Source organism: Trichlorobacter ammonificans (genome assembly GCF_933509905.1).
GTDB lineage: Bacteria > Desulfobacterota > Desulfuromonadia > Geobacterales > Pseudopelobacteraceae > Trichlorobacter > Trichlorobacter ammonificans.
Genome location: NZ_OW150024.1, coordinates 1,757,578 through 1,772,285 on the forward strand (window position 1 = coordinate 1,757,578; position 14,708 = coordinate 1,772,285).

Annotated in this window: 11 protein-coding genes; 4 read left to right on the forward strand and 7 right to left on the reverse strand. The window is 62.9% G+C overall.

The features are described 5' to 3' along the window. Positions 1–5 precede the first annotated feature (5 nt). The 7 genes from guaB to RAK07_RS07940 all read right to left on the reverse strand — a co-directional run bounded on the left by guaB (position 6) and on the right by RAK07_RS07940 (position 8,111). Positions 6–1,472 carry an IMP dehydrogenase gene (gene guaB, locus RAK07_RS07910; RefSeq protein ID WP_305732293.1) on the reverse strand — a complete coding sequence of 489 codons (1,467 nt, stop codon included), beginning with the start codon at positions 1,470–1,472 and terminating at the stop codon, positions 6–8. A 227-nt stretch (positions 1,473–1,699) separates the two neighbouring features. Continuing rightward, on the reverse strand, positions 1,700–1,888 hold the full coding sequence (locus RAK07_RS07915) for a ribbon-helix-helix domain-containing protein (RefSeq protein ID WP_305732294.1): 189 nt from the start codon (positions 1,886–1,888) through the stop codon (positions 1,700–1,702). Between the two features lie 307 nt (positions 1,889–2,195). After that, the gene (locus tag RAK07_RS07920) at positions 2,196–2,423 is read right to left on the reverse strand and encodes a hypothetical protein (protein WP_305732295.1); all 228 of its coding nucleotides are present in this window, start codon (positions 2,421–2,423) and stop codon (positions 2,196–2,198) included. Positions 2,424–2,638: 215 nt separating this feature from the next. Further along, positions 2,639–3,991 (reverse strand): sigma-54-dependent transcriptional regulator, encoded by a 1,353-nt coding sequence (locus RAK07_RS07925; protein WP_305732296.1) that lies wholly within the window; start codon positions 3,989–3,991, stop codon positions 2,639–2,641. Next, positions 3,984–5,942, reverse strand: coding sequence for a sensor histidine kinase (locus RAK07_RS07930; RefSeq protein ID WP_305732297.1), 1,959 nt, complete (start codon positions 5,940–5,942; stop codon positions 3,984–3,986). The genes RAK07_RS07925 and RAK07_RS07930 overlap by 8 nt, the downstream gene beginning before the upstream one ends. Positions 5,943–5,982: 40 nt before the next feature. Continuing rightward, positions 5,983–7,053, reverse strand: coding sequence for a M42 family metallopeptidase (locus RAK07_RS07935; protein ID WP_305732298.1), 1,071 nt, complete (start codon positions 7,051–7,053; stop codon positions 5,983–5,985). After that, positions 7,053–8,111, reverse strand: a complete 1,059-nt coding sequence (locus RAK07_RS07940) for an elongator complex protein 3 (RefSeq protein ID WP_305732299.1) — start codon at positions 8,109–8,111, stop codon at positions 7,053–7,055. Before RAK07_RS07940 ends, RAK07_RS07935 begins: the two co-directional genes overlap by 1 nt. A gap of 122 nt (positions 8,112–8,233) precedes the next feature. Between RAK07_RS07940 and RAK07_RS07945 the strand changes: the two genes are divergently transcribed. The 4 genes from RAK07_RS07945 to RAK07_RS07960 all read left to right on the forward strand — a co-directional run bounded on the left by RAK07_RS07945 (position 8,234) and on the right by RAK07_RS07960 (position 14,660). Then, a complete protein-coding gene (locus RAK07_RS07945; protein ID WP_305732300.1) occupies positions 8,234–8,566 on the forward strand; it encodes an arsenosugar biosynthesis-associated peroxidase-like protein in 333 nt (110 codons plus the stop codon). Continuing rightward, positions 8,566–9,549: an arsenosugar biosynthesis radical SAM (seleno)protein ArsS gene (arsS, locus tag RAK07_RS07950; protein ID WP_305732301.1), complete on the forward strand. Its 984-nt coding sequence runs from the start codon at positions 8,566–8,568 to the stop codon at positions 9,547–9,549. The genes RAK07_RS07945 and arsS overlap by 1 nt, the downstream gene beginning before the upstream one ends. A gap of 96 nt (positions 9,550–9,645) precedes the next feature. Continuing rightward, positions 9,646–12,474, forward strand: a complete 2,829-nt coding sequence (locus RAK07_RS07955) for an EAL domain-containing protein (protein WP_305732302.1) — start codon at positions 9,646–9,648, stop codon at positions 12,472–12,474. Continuing rightward, positions 12,474–14,660, forward strand: coding sequence for a PocR ligand-binding domain-containing protein (locus RAK07_RS07960; RefSeq protein ID WP_305732303.1), 2,187 nt, complete (start codon positions 12,474–12,476; stop codon positions 14,658–14,660). The genes RAK07_RS07955 and RAK07_RS07960 overlap by 1 nt, the downstream gene beginning before the upstream one ends. Positions 14,661–14,708: the final 48 nt, after the last annotated feature.

Consider the following 14,708-nt stretch of genomic DNA (forward strand, 5'->3'; position numbering starts at 1 on the left):
TGGTCCTAGCTGGCGCGATAGTTGGGCGCTTCCTTGGTAATGGTGACGTCGTGGACGTGGGACTCCTTCAGGCCGGCGCCGGTGATCCGGATGAAGCGCCCCTTCTCCTGCAGTTCCTGAATGGTGGCGCAGCCGGTGTAGCCCATGCCGGAGCGCAGGCCGCCGATCAACTGGTGGATGTTGGCGGAAAGCGGTCCCCGGAGCGGCACCATCCCTTCGATCCCCTCCGGGACCAGCTTGACATCCTCGCCGACCTCGGACTGGAAGTAGCGGTCCTTGCTGCCGTCCTTCATGGCGCCGATGGAGCCCATGCCGCGGTAGCTCTTGTAGGTACGCCCCTGGTACAGCACGGTGTCGCCGGGGGACTCCTCGGTACCGGCGAAGAGCGAACCGATCATGACCACGTCCGCCCCGGCCGTGACTGCCTTGGGCAGGTCGCCGGAGAACTTGATGCCGCCGTCGGCAATGACCGGCACCCCCAGCTTGTGAGCGACCCGGGCACACTCCATGATGGCGGTGATCTGGGGGACCCCCACCCCGGCCACTACCCGGGTGGTACAGATGGAACCGGGGCCGATCCCCACCTTGATACCGTCGGCACCGGCCTTGATCAGGGCTTCGGCGGCAGCGGCGGTGGCGATGTTGCCGGCAATGATCTCCAGATTGGGGAACAGTTGTTTAGCTCGGATCACGGCGTCGATCACCCCCTGGGAGTGGCCGTGGGCGGTGTCAATCACCACCACGTCAACCCCGGCCTTGACCAGCGCCTCCATCCGCGCCTCCATCTCGGCGGTGGGGCCCACGGCAGCGCCGACCCGCAGACGGCCCAGGCTGTCCTTGCAGGCGTTGGGATACTTCTTGACCTTCTCGATATCCTTGATGGTGATCAGCCCTTTAAGGTTGCGCTCGTCATCCACCACCAGCAGTTTTTCCACGCGGGTGTGCTTCAGGTGCTCCTTGGCCTGCTCCAGGGTGGTACCCACCGGCACGGTCACCAGGTTACGCTTGGTCATGCGGGCGGAGATCGGCAGCTCGTAGTCGGTTTCAAAGCGGAGGTCGCGGTTGGTCAGAATCCCCACCAGCTTGCCGTTGGGCTTGGTGATCGGCACGCCGGAAATCCGATAGCGGGCCATCATCTCCAGGGCCTCCTTGATCTTCTGGGTGGGACGCATGGTGATCGGGTCCACGATCATCCCGGATTCGCTCTTCTTGACCTTGTCCACTTCGTGGGCCTGATCTTCGATGGACATGTTCTTGTGGATGATACCGATACCCCCTTCGCGGGCCATGGCGATGGCAGTGCGGGATTCGGTCACCGTATCCATGGCGGCGCTGACCAGGGGGATGTTGAGGGGGATAGTGCGGGTAAGCCGGGTCACCAGGTTCACGTCCCTGGGCAGCACCGTGGAATGGGCTGGCACCAGCAGGACATCGTCAAAGGTCAGACCTTCCGGAAATTGTTCGTACGCCATGATTCCGTTACCCCGTGCGCGTTAAATTTTACAGACGTTAGTACAGCGCCACGGTGAAGTCAAGAATGTCTACGGTATACGGTGTCATTTTCAGCCGGACCGGCTGGAGGGAGGGATACGGATAACGTAACAGCGGCATTGCCGGTGCCATACGTAACGAGAGCAGCAGACATGGTCAACACAACAACCGAAAAAAAACAGAAGGACGGTATCCCGAGCTGGGCAGCCTAGCTGGAGGGCTCCTTTACGCCGTCGCGGTCATCGGGAATGCCGGCAAAGCGCCGCATTGCCTCACGCATGATTTCAGACATGCTCATATTCGTCCGCTCCATGATTTCGTTGAGATATTCCCGTTCCTGTGCGCTGATCCGCATGGAAATGACATTATAGCGTGGTTTTTCGATCATTCTGCCCATTTGTTCGGATTCCCGTGACGACGCCGGCCGGAGACGCCGGGATGACCCCGTTCCCCGTCGCCCCGCAGCGGCGGCGCATCCGTTGAAAGTACCTACCGTCCGGGGAATGCCCCTCCCCCCGGCGGCATCCGGAAACAGGGAGCACTCCCATCCACAGAATCGCCGTCAGTGCCGGATATTCTTGTTATCCCTGGCAGACCCATAGCAATAGAATTGAATTCCAATCACCACTACCAGTACCACCACTACTGCTCCCAGAATATACATATGCGCTTTTCCTCCCCTGGAATATTCAGTGCCATGCTGTTCACCCTCGTGGTGCCGACTGTTCTCCCTCCCCACTGGCATCTTTCGACCGGTAGATACTGCAGGCGGCATAGTCGTCGGCGCAAAACAGGAGCATCTTTTGGATGTTCTTGCTGGAAATGTTCATGCAGTAGCATTCGGGAAACGGAGCCTTCAGAAACCTGCACATCAGCGCGGCTCTCTCTGCAATGATATCCGTTGCCTTCAACAGAGTACCGGTGGTGGCCATGATCGTTTCCCGCATGCGGCGCAGAGCGCAGTGATAGATGCAGCTATCCGAGACTGCATCATTCAAATGACGACAGCAACAATGGTGCCACATCACAACATTTCGATTTTATTGGGGATTACTTCGAAGGACTTTTAACAGGGGTGATCAAAACAACCAGAGCGGAACAACAGGGGGTACGCAAAATACCCACCATCGACAGTAAGGCTCCCCACTCACGACGAGCGGAGGTGATAACGGGCAAGCATCCGCTTGAAGCGGCCGTACTCCACCGCCAGCAGCCGGGCCGCCTCCATCTTCCTGCCGCCGGTCGCCTCAAGAGCATGGAGAATAGCCGTGCGTTCCAGCTCCGCCAGGGTCTGTACCGGCTGCACAGGGGCAGTCACGACACCGTCACCCTGCAAGGCGGCGGCAAGATCGGCGGCATGCAGGATATCGCCGGCAAAAAGGGCGACGCGCTTCATCACGCTCTTCAGCTCACGGATATTGCCGGGCCAGGTGTGCCGACGCAGCAGCAGCTGGGCATCGGCGGAAATGCGGGGAGGCGTTCTGTCCAGCTCTCGCGAGACATTGATGAGAAAACCACGGGCAAGCAACACCACATCCTCGCCCCGCTCCCGCAGCGGCGGGAGGGTGATGACCAAGTCCCCCAGGCGATAGTAGAGATCTTCCCGGAAGCGCCCGCTACGGGCTTCTTCCTGCAGATTGCGGTTACTGGCGGCGATGATCCGCGTATTAACCGTCACCTGGCGGGTGCCCCCGACGGGAAAGAAGCGTTTCTGCTCCACGGCATGCAGAATCTTGGCCTGAATGGCCGGAGAAGCGCAGTCGATGTCGTCCAGGAACAGCGTCCCGTCGTCGGCCTCCTCGAACAGTCCGCTTCTCGCGGCCACGGCGCCGGTGAAAGCGCCCCGGACATGGCCGAACAACTGGCTTTCCACCAGCGATTCCGGTATTGAGCCCACGGAAACCGTCACGAAAGGGTGGTGCTTGCGCCGGCTCAAATCATGGATCAGCGCCGCCAGGTGGGATTTGCCGGCACCGGTTTCTCCCTGGATGATCACGGAAAAATCGGTGGCGGCAATGCGGCGGGCCTGCTGGATGATCTGCTGCATGGCCGGACTGTCCCCCAGCAGGGCCTCAAGCGATGCCTGTTCCCGGCAGCGGGCCTGTTCCAGCTCCATCTGCTGCAGGATCGGCCGGGCCACCTGCATAATGGTTTCGATGAGCTGCCGGCAGTCCAGCGGTTTGCGCACGTAGGCCGCCACTCCCAGTTCGATCGCCTTCAGCAGAAAACCGGCCTCGGTGAAGGCGGTACTGAGAATGACCGGCGTGGCCGGGGCCAGCTCCCGGATGCCGCGGGTCATCTCCAGGCCGTCCATGACCGGCATCATGATATCGCTGATCACCACGGCGGGGTGTTCCTGCCGGAAACGGTCCAGTCCCTCCTTGCCGTTGGCGGCGGTCAGCACCTGCTCGAAATGCATTGCAAGGACGATACGAATCCGCTCCCGCAGGTCCGGCTCATCCTCGACGTACAGCAGCGTCAGCGGTATCTTCTCAGACATCGTTCTCCCCGCCCCGCCGCGCTTCCCGCGGCAGCTCGATCCTGAACTGCGTTCCTTCCGGCGAACTGGTGAAACAGAGCCGTCCCCCCATGCTCTCCTCGATGATCAGCCGCGACATGTACAGCCCGATGCCGGTCCCCTTGCCTTCCGACTTGCTGGTGAAGTAGGGATCAAACACCTTGTCGGCGTACTCGGACGGTATGCCGCAGCCGTTGTCATCCACCTCCACCACCACCCAGTCCTCGGCAGCGGAAAGCGCGATCGTCACCCGGCCGCACAACGGTGTCGTCCCATTCCTCTCCTGGCCGGCGACAGACCGCATCCGCTCCACCACAGCGTCGAAGGCGTTACTGACCAGATTGAGCAGGGCCTGCTTGAACTCGTTTTGATACCCTCTGATCGTGAGACGGCCGTGCCCTGCCTGCGCGACAATCTCCAGGGTGACATTCGAGTTGGCAAACTGGGCCGCTACCAGTTGCAAGACCTCTCCCACCTTCTCGGTCACGTCGAACCGTTCAACCACCTTTTCCGGACTGAAAAAGTTTCTGAAATCCTCGATGGTATCGGACATATAGTAGAGCTGCTTCTGGGCATCGGCCTCGGCCTTTTCCAGGAAACGTTCGTCCAGACAGCGATGTTCCCAAGCCATCCGGAGACTCTGGATGGTTGCCCCCAGGGTCGCCAGCGGTTGTCGCCACTGGTGCGCAATGGCTCCGATCATCTCCCCCATGGCGGCCAGGCGGATATGGCGGGCCAGCAACCGCTCATGGCTGACTCTCCGCTCCGTCTCTTCCGCCACCCGCTTCAGCAGATCCCGGTTCAGGTCGCTCAACTCCTGCTCCCGCGCCGCCAGTTTACGGGCCATTTCGTCGAAGGCGCGTCCCAGTTCTCCCAGCTCGCCGCCTCCCACCAGATCAGCGACCCGCACCTGCAGCTCCCCCTCGGCAAGCCGGGCCGAAGCCTCCTGCAGCCGCTTCACCCGCTGCACAAAACACACGTTACCGATCACCAGAGTCAGAACGAAAGCGGCCAGCAGCACCGTCGCCAGCAGCCCCATGTTGACCAGTTCGGCCTGTCGGGCTTTCCTCATGACCCCGTCCAGGGGGACACTGGCACAGACGTAGAGGTAGGGGTCCGTTTCATGGGGAAGGCGCAGAACGCGATAGGAGATGATCCGCCGGTCGTCCTGGTCCGTTTCGTCGAAGAAGGTATCACGATCTTTGGCGGGATCGCCGGCCATCCGACGCAACAGTGCCGGCTTCAGCGGCGTGCCGACGAATCGTTCCGGCTCCTGGCTGCTGAAAACAATGGTACCGTTGCGATCCACGATGGTTAGTTGCGATTTTTTGGGCAACTCGGTGGTGGTGAGCAGGCGACGGACCAGGCGCTCGAAATCGAGATTGGCGGAGATCACCCCTTGCCACTCCCCCTGCTCGTTTTCGATGGGATAGCCGAAGCCGATGGTGTGCTTCACCGACAGCCTGCCCACCACGTACTCGCCGGATGAAAAGGCTCCACTCTGTCGGGTCGCCCGGAACATCAGCCGCTCACGCAGGGAAAAGGGCTGCCCCATCGGCAGGCCGGAAGCCCAGACCATCCCATCGCGGTCCGTGACCACGATATTGCCGAACTGGGGATTTTTCCTGAGAATTTCCCCCAGCAAGCTATTGACGTCGGCAACCTTGCGGTTCCTGATGTCCGGAAGCTGCGCCAGCACGACCAGCAACTGCTCGGCATTTCCGACCTGATTGTACTGCTCGTTGGCGATCAGGGTCACCAGCCGGCGGGCATCGCGGTTCCCCTTGCGGATCGCCTCCTGGCGCTGCACGACCCCGGAATGCAGGATCAGCGCCAGCGCCGGCAGGGAAAGCAGCAGCGCCAGCAGCAGCAGGTGCGTCCGCAGCGAAAGCGAGAGCAGTCGGGTGCGCAGGGCGGCAATGGCCTGATTCATGGTGACGGGAGTCCTCGGGTCGGCGGTGCGCTATGCCCGGTTATACCGGTAAAAACTGCTCCTGGGTACGGATGTGTGCCAAAACCGCCACGATCAGCCGGGCCGCCTGTTCCAGGTCGGCCAGGGAGACGACCTCCACCGGGGTATGCATGTACCGCAGCGGCAGCTTCACCAGGGCGGTGGCCACACCGTTGCGGGAAATTTGCATCACGTTGGCATCGGTGCCGGTGGCCCGGGGGTTGGCGGTCAGCTGCACCGGAATTTTTTCTTTTTTCGCTGTTGCGTACAGCAGTTCGAACAGCCCGTGGTTGATGTTGGGGCCGCGGCTTAAGATCGGCCCCTTGCCCAGGGCAACCTCGCCGTTGTGCTTGCGCTCCACGTCCGGCTGATCGGTGGCGAAATCCACCTCCACGCAGATGCCGATGTCCGGGTTAACGGTGTAGCTGCTGGTGGTGCCGCCCCGCAGCCCGATCTCCTCCTGCACCGACGACACGCCGTACAGGTCAACCGGCAGTTTTTTCTTCCCCTCCGCCACCAGCCGCAGCACCTCGGCCACCACAAAGGAGCCGGCCTTGTCGTCGAACCCCCGGGAGGCCACACGGTCCCCCTGCAGACGGGTAAAACCGCTCGCAAAGGTGATGCAGTCCCCTACCCGCACCAGCTTGTCCGCCTCCTTTTTGCTCCCGGCGCCGATGTCGATGTACTGGGACTCCAGTTTCACCACCGTTTCCCGGTCCTTGGTATCCATCAGATGGATCGGCTTCTTGCCGACGACACCGGGGAGGGGGCCGCCGGCGGTATGGATATGAACCACCTTGCCGGGAGTGAGGTGGGCATCGACACCGCCGATGGCGGCAAAGTAGATGAACCCCTTGTCGTCAATATACTTCACCTGCAACCCGATCTCATCGGAATGCCCCACCAGCATCACCTTCGGACGGTTCTTGCCCTGGCCGGCGATGAAGCCGTACACGTTACCCAGCACATCGCTGCTGACCTCGGCATAGGGAGCGACGTACTCGCGGAACAGGCGTTGAGCCGGCTGCTCGTAACCGGAGGGGCTGGGGGCGGACAGCAGTTGTTCAAGAAAGGTCACCGATTCACTCCGCATCAAAGCATCTCCTCGTCATTCAGTGTGGTTAGTATGGAACCGCTCATGCGGTGCCCGCATGATTGCACGACAAGCTCGTCAGGTGCAAGTCCCGCATCGGCCAGAACCCGCTGCACCGCCAGCCCCCGCTGGTGCCAGCGGACAAGGTTGCGGCGGGCATGTCCGACAACGTCGGCGATACGGCGGGGATGGCAGAAAACCTGCTCAGGCGCTCCGGCAAGCCCACCGGCCAACGCACAAACCAGCAGAAAATACAGTTCTCCCCGCGCCAGCTGCCCCAGGGCCGGATGCCAGGGACCGGCCAGGACGGTTTCTCCGGCCACCAGCCCCTCGTCGCTCTGCAGGCCGAGACGGATCACCGGAATACCGGCTTTAGCGGCCAGCAGCAGCATCCGGGCGCACAGTCGGACCGTAGCATCAAGCGACGGCGGTTGCCAGCCCCCGGTTGCATGCAGTTGAGCCAGGCCGGTACCCGTAAGCACCAGGGCGGGATAGATGCGGACGAACTGGGCACCGGCCCCGATCACGCCGGCCAGGGAGGCCAGGGAGCGCTCCGGCGTATCGCCCGGCAGCCCGGGCAGCAGTTGCGCCCCGGTGTGGAAGCCGGCTCCGGCGACACGGCCGATGGCGGCGCAGCTTTCGGCCGCACGGTGCCCCCGTCCGGCCCGTTGCAACACCTCGTCATCCAGCGACTGTACCCCGATCTCCACGGTACGCACGCGGTAGTCGCGCAGAAATGCCAGGGCAGCCTCGTCCAGACCATCGGGACGCGTGGAGATACGGATTCCCGACAATTGCCCCGCGTCCACCAGGGGCTGCACCGCGTCCAGCAGCCGCTCCTGCCGTTCCCGGGGCAGCAAGGTGAAACTGCCGCCGAAAAAGGCCACCTCTGCCGACCGCCCCGGCGACCGCCGCAGCCACTCCCGCACCGTCGCCCGTATCTGCTCCGGCCGCGGCAGGTCGTCCGTTTCACGGGCTGTCAGCCGCTGGTTGCAGTACAGGCACGCATGGGGACAACCGGCGTGGGGGATGAACAATGGGATGATCAGGGGATGCATAGGGCTGCTGCATTTTCCATTCAAATATGCTATGAATTTTTCTTATCCCAGATATTGCTGCCAATGACAAGCATGATGCGCCGCCCCAGTGGCCGTGCGGCACTCCCACAAGGAACCCCGCTATGAGCACCTACTACACCCCGGACGATCTGGCCAGGTTTACCGAAATCGGCAACGATGCCCCGGAACTGGCCCAAAAATTCTTCGCGTATTACGGTGCCGTGTTCGCGGACGGGGCACTCTCGAAGCGGGAAAAATCACTGATTGCCCTTGCCGTGGCGCACGCCGTGCAGTGTCCCTACTGCATCGACGCCCATACCCGGAGCTGCCTCGAAAACGGCTCCAACCTGGAGGAGATGACCGAAGCGCTCCATGTGGTCAGCGCAATCCGGGGAGGCGCCTCGCTGGTGCACGGCGTGCAGATGCGCACGGTTGCCGAAAAGCTGTCGATGTGATGTCACCGGACATCGAACGGAACGCCCTCTCCATGACCTTCAACCAAACTCTTGCCCGGCATGCGCTTTCCCTCGTACGGGCCACGACCGACACCCTGCAGGTCAACATCGGCAGACGCTGCAACCTGGCCTGCCGTCACTGTCACCTGGAGGCGGGGCCGGAACGGAACGAGCTGATGAGCGCCGAAACCGTTGAACAGGTTATCGCCTGCGCCGGTCGCCTGGCCTTCACCACCATCGACATCACCGGCGGCGCGCCGGAGCTGCTGCCCCATCTTCCCCGCCTGATCAGTGGCCTGCGTCCCCATGCGGCACGGCTGATGGTCCGTACCAACCTTACCGCCCTGGGACGGGAGGAAACGGCCCACCTGATCGAGCTGTACCGCAGCAACCGCGTCATGATCGTCGCCTCGCTCCCCTCCCTCAATCTTTCCCAGACGGAGTCCCAGCGGGGCAACGGGGTCTGGAGCGCCTCGCTCGCCACATTGCAGCGCCTGAACAGCGCCGGATTCGGTAGCGAAGGCAGTGGACTCGTTCTGGATATCGCCGTCAACCCGACCGGGGCCTTTCTGCCCCCCTCCCAGCGGGAAACCGAGCTGCGCTTCCGCAGAGAGCTGCGGGAACGCCACGGCATCAGCTTCACCCGCCTGCTCACCTTTGCCAACGTGCCGCTGGGGAGATTCCGGCACTGGCTGGAACAGTCCGGCAACCTGCCGGGATATCTGGAGAAGCTGCGCTCGAACTTCAATCCCGGCGCTGTTGGCGGCCTGATGTGTCGTTCCGTGCTTTCCGTCGACTGGCAGGGCTATCTCTACGATTGCGATTTCAATCAGGCGGCACGACTGTACCACCGCAACGGCATCCACCATATTTCCGCTCTGAACGCCCAGCCGCTCGACGGCCTGCCGATCCCCACCGGTGAACACTGCTTCGCCTGCACCGCCGGAGCCGGCTTCACCTGCGGGGGCTCCCTTGATGCCTGAGACGCTCTCGCTCCAACGCCGCTTCGCCTTGACTTCGCGGGGCAGTCGAGTACTATTGCTACACACAACCAACCCTTACGAACAGGTGTGCGTCTGATGTCCCAGACCGATCCCCATGCCGCCCCCCGGCGCCTTGCCCGGCTGACTGTCCCGGCAGCCCTGGTCTGGACCCTCGTCCTGGCCGCGTCCCTCTTCTGGAACGCGGCCAAGGCCCGTACCCAGGCACTGGAACTGGCCTATACCGAAGCCCGTTCCAACCTGAACAAGGATATCACCTTTCGCCGCTGGGCCACCGGCCATGGTGGCGTGTACGTACCGATAACGCCTACCCAGCAGTCGATCCCCTGGCTCTCCCATGTGCCGGGCCGCGACGTGGTCACCACCGACGGTCGTCACCTTACCCTGCTGAACCCGGCCTCCATGCTGCGCCAGGTCATGGATCAGTATTCGGAGCACTACGGCATCCGGGGCAGGATCACCGGCCTTAAGCAGTTAAACCCCGGCAATGCTCCGGACGACTGGGAGCGGGCGCAACTGGAAGCGTTCTCCCGTGGCGAGACGACCGAGGTCTGGGAGGTGGCCGACATCAACGGCGCGCCCCATCTGCGCTACCTGCGGGCCATGTTCATGGAACCGGGCTGCGACAAGTGCCACGGCATCCTGGGCTACAAGACCGGCGACATGCGGGGCGCCACCGGACTCAATCTGCCCCTGACCCCCTATTACCGCCAGATCGCCACCGCCCGCCGCGATCTGGCCCTGAGTCACGGCGTCATCTGGCTGCTGGGACTGACCGGTATCCTCTGGGCCGGACACCAGACGGAGCGGAAGAACCGCGAACGGCTGCAGGCACAGACGGCGCTGCAGGAGAGCGAGGCCACCCTGAAACGTGCCCAGGCGGTGGCCCAGACCGGCAGCTGGTACCTGGACGCCTCCCGCAACCACCTGCACTGGTCCGACGAGACCTACCGCATATTCGGCATTTCCGCAGAGCTCCCCCTCTGCTACGACCTGTTCCTCTCCTGCGTCCACCCGGACGACCGTCTCGAAGTGGATGCCGCCTGGCAGCGGGCCCTGAAGGGTGAGCCCTACGACATTACCCACCGCATCCTGGTAAACAGCGACGTCAAGTGGGTACGGGAACAGGCCGACTTAACCTTTACCCCCGACGGCACGCTCAGCGCGGGCATCGGCACCGTCCAGGACGTCACCTCCCAGAAACTGAACGAAGACACCCTGCGACTCTACGCCAACGTCTTCCGGCACAGCGGCGAAGCGATCATGATCACGGACCGGGATCAGCAGATCATTGCCATCAACCCGGCCTTCACCAGACTTACCGGCTACACCCTCGACGACCTGAAACAGCAGACCCCCCGCGTACTGGCATCCGGGCACACACCGCCGGAAACCTACCGGAACATGTGGGCGGCCCTGAAGGAAAGCGGCTTCTGGCAGGGAGAGCTGTGGGACCGCCACAAGGACGGCGCCATCAATCCCGCCTGGGCAGCGGTATCGGTGGTACGCAACCCGGATGGCGAGATAACCAACTACATCGCCGGCTTCACCGACATCAGCGAACGCAAGGCGGCGGAAGAGCGGATCTACCACCTGGCCCACCACGACCTGCTTACCGGCCTGTTCAACCGCTACAACCTGGAAAACCGGCTTGAGCAGGCACTCGCACTGGCCCGGCGCAACAGCGAACCCCTGGCGGTGATGTTCATCGATCTGGACCGTTTCAAGGTGATCAACGACACCCTGGGACACAACATCGGCGACCTGCTGCTGATCGAGGTAGCCCGCCGCCTGCTTGCCTGCGTGCGGGAGAGCGACATCGTCTCGCGCCCCGGCGGGGACGAGTTCGTGGTGGTGCTGACCGGTATCGGCGCGGTCTTGGACGCCGCTCCCATTGCTCACACCATTCTGGACACCCTGGGACAGCCCTACCAGATCGAAGGCCGGACCCTGCACACCACTCCCAGCATCGGCATCAGCCTCTTCCCCGATGACGGCGACGACACCGAAACCCTGATGAAGCATGCCGACACCGCCATGTACCACGCCAAGGAGCAGGGCCGGAACAACGTGCAGTTCTTTGCCGCTGCCATGAATACCGCTGCTTCGGAACGGCTGGAACTGGAACGGGAGCTCCGCCAGGCGTTGCGCCAGAAACAGTTCGAACTGTACTACCAGCCCAAGGTGCGGACGGCGGACGGCAGCCTTTACGGCGTGGAGGCGCTGTTACGCTGGCGCCATCCCAAGTTCGGCATCATCTCCCCGCTGAAGTTCATTCCGATCGCCGAAGAAGCCGGCCTGATCGAGACCATCGGCGCCTGGGTGCTGGACGAAGCCTGTCGCCAGCTGATCGCCTGGCGGGAGGCCGGCATTTCCGGCCTGACCATGGCGGTGAACCTGTCGGCCCACCAGCTCCGTTCACCGGCCCTGGCGGAACAGGTGCTCGCCTGCATCAAGTACTACGGTCTCCGCGAGGGTGAACTGGAGCTGGAGGTGACCGAGTCGATGGCCATGAACAACCCGGAGCGGGCCATCGGCCAGCTGCAGAGTCTGCGTGCACTGGGGGTTCATCTGGCCATCGACGATTTCGGCACCGGTTATTCTTCCCTGGCCTATCTGAAGCTGCTGCCGATTCAGACCATCAAGCTGGATCGCACCTTTGTCCGCGACATCGAGACCGACGTCAACGACGCCGCCATCAGTACCGCCACCCTGGCCCTGGCCCACAGCCTGGGACTCAAGGTGGTGGCGGAAGGGGTGGAAACCGAGGCGCAGCGTCAGTTCCTGGCCCGCCACGGCTGCGATTTCCTGCAAGGGTATCTTTTCGGCAAACCGGAGCCTGCCGAGGTCTGGACGCAACGGTGGAGCGAACCGACGGATGACGCTCCCTCCCCGGTGTCGTCGTGATGGCGGCCAGCGGGCCCGAACGGAGCCCCACCTACGCCGATCTGGTGGATATCCAGAAATTGCAGGCCCTGCTGGAGAGTTGCAGCCAGGTATTCGGCATCGCCAATGCCGTGATCGACATGCAAGGAAACGTGCTTGCCCACTCCTGCTGGCAGGAGATCTGCATGCAGTTTCATCGTGCCAACCGGGAAACCTGCAGGCGCTGCATCGAGAGCGACACCTCCCTGGTGAGGAGTGTCACCCAGGGCGCCTCCCTTGCCATTTACGAATGTCCCAACGGCCTGGTGGACAGCGCCGCTCCCATCGTGGTTGAGGGGATGCACCTCGCCAATGTGTTCACCGGTCAGTGCTTCATCACCCCTCCCGATCTCGATTTTTTCCGCCGCCAGGCCGGGGAATTCGGCTTCGACCCGGAACGCTACCTGGAGGCGGTCGGGCAGGTGCCGGTGATATCGCGGGAGCGGCTCGAATCCATCACCCGGCTGTACGCCCACCTTGCCTCCCTGCTGGCCGACAACGGCATGGACCGGCTGAAGCTGCTGGATGCCACGGCGGAACTGGCCGCCGCCAACCGCGAGCTGGAGCGCCGCGTCGCCCGGCGCACCGCGGCCCTGGAGGCGTCGGAAACCGCCCTGCGCAGCCGCGACCGCTACCAGCGCGCGCTGCTGGACAACTTTCCCTTCATGGTCTGGCTGAAAGACCGGGACAGTCGCTTCCTGGCCGCCAACATCGTGTTCGCCAGGGCGGCCGGTGCCGCCGGTCCCGATGACCTGGTGGGCAAAACCGATTTTGATTTCTGGCCGGCCGAACGGGCCGAGGCGTATCGGGCCGATGACCGCGACGTATTGAACTCCGGCACACCGAAAAATGTCGAAGAGGCGATCCTGACGCCAGAAGGCCGGATCTGGTCGGAAACCTATAAGTCACCGGTTGAACTTGACGGCGTCCTCATCGGCACGGTCGGATTTTCCCGGGACATCACTCGCCGCAAGCAAACCGAAGAGGAACTCCAGGCGGCCAAGACCGCAGCAGAAGCGGCCAACAGTGCCAAAAGCGAGTTTCTGGCCAACATGAGCCATGAAATCCGCACCCCCATGAACAGCGTCATCGGCAACGCCCAACTGCTCCGTTTCACTGCCCTGACCGAGGAACAGGCCCGCTACCTGGAATATATCGAAGCCGACGCCAAGCACCTGGTGCAGGTCATCAACGACGTGCTCGACCTTTCCAAAATCGAGGCGGGCAAGATGGAACTCGAACAGGCGCCGTTTCAGCTGCGCAGTTGCATCAACGACATTCTGAAGCCGGTGGAAGCACGGATTCACGCCAAGGGGCTCACCCTGCGGATCGATATAGACCAGGCTGTTCCGGAGATTCTCTGTGGCGACCAGCTGCGTCTCAAGCAGATTCTGCGCAACCTGGTGGGCAATGCCGTCAAGTTCACCCCAACGGGGGAAATCAGGGTACAGGTGGCTCGCATCGACCGGGAGGAGGTTACTCCCCGTTTCCGTTTCAGCGTCATCGATACCGGTATCGGCATCAAGGCCGATGCCCTCGAACGACTCTTCGCCCCCTTCAGCCAGGCTGACAGCTCGGTGACCCGCCGCTTCGGAGGAACCGGCCTGGGGCTGTCGATCTGCGACCGCCTGGTCAGCCTGATGGGAGGGAACATCAGCATCGAGAGCCGGGAGGGCGCCGGCAGCAGCTTTCATGTCACCCTGCCGTTCCAGGTTGCCCAGGTCCCGCCGGTTTCCGCCACCGAGCAGCAGGGGGGCGCCGCGTCGACAGCCTGGGAGGGGACGCCGTTGCGAATCCTGCTGGCGGACGACAGCCCGACCAACCGTTCCATGACGGCAAAACTCCTGCAACGGTTCGGCCATCGCGTAGCCACCGCCTGCGACGGCGCCGAGGCCCTGGAACGGTGGCGACGCGAGCACTTCGACCTCATCCTGATGGATATTCAGATGCCGGTCATGGACGGGCTGGAGGCAACGCGGCTCATCCGGGAGGATGAACGGGCAACCGGCGGCCACACCCCCGTCGTTGCCCTGACTGCCCACGCCCTGCTGGAACAGCGCACTCACCTCCTGGCATCGGGCTTTGACGGGTATGTGGCCAAGCCGGTCGACCTGGCCCTGCTGCATGCCGAAATGAAGCGGGTCATGACCGGCGCCGCACTTGAGTGACGGGCCGTGCGCCCCTGATCGCGATACGGGATAGATACTCAAGCAAAG

Coding starts and splice junctions, on each gene's coding strand:
- guaB (WP_305732293.1), bottom strand. CDS start 1,472: ATGGCGTACGAACAATTTCCGGAAGGTCTGACCTTTGACGATGTCCTG.
- RAK07_RS07915 (WP_305732294.1), bottom strand. CDS start 1,888: ATGGGCAGAATGATCGAAAAACCACGCTATAATGTCATTTCCATGCGG.
- RAK07_RS07920 (WP_305732295.1), bottom strand. CDS start 2,423: ATGGCCACCACCGGTACTCTGTTGAAGGCAACGGATATCATTGCAGAG.
- RAK07_RS07925 (WP_305732296.1), bottom strand. CDS start 3,991: ATGTCTGAGAAGATACCGCTGACGCTGCTGTACGTCGAGGATGAGCCG.
- RAK07_RS07930 (WP_305732297.1), bottom strand. CDS start 5,942: ATGAATCAGGCCATTGCCGCCCTGCGCACCCGACTGCTCTCGCTTTCG.
- RAK07_RS07935 (WP_305732298.1), bottom strand. CDS start 7,053: ATGCGGAGTGAATCGGTGACCTTTCTTGAACAACTGCTGTCCGCCCCC.
- RAK07_RS07940 (WP_305732299.1), bottom strand. CDS start 8,111: ATGCATCCCCTGATCATCCCATTGTTCATCCCCCACGCCGGTTGTCCC.
- RAK07_RS07945 (WP_305732300.1), top strand. CDS start 8,234: ATGAGCACCTACTACACCCCGGACGATCTGGCCAGGTTTACCGAAATC.
- arsS (WP_305732301.1), top strand. CDS start 8,566: ATGTCACCGGACATCGAACGGAACGCCCTCTCCATGACCTTCAACCAA.
- RAK07_RS07955 (WP_305732302.1), top strand. CDS start 9,646: ATGTCCCAGACCGATCCCCATGCCGCCCCCCGGCGCCTTGCCCGGCTG.
- RAK07_RS07960 (WP_305732303.1), top strand. CDS start 12,474: ATGGCGGCCAGCGGGCCCGAACGGAGCCCCACCTACGCCGATCTGGTG.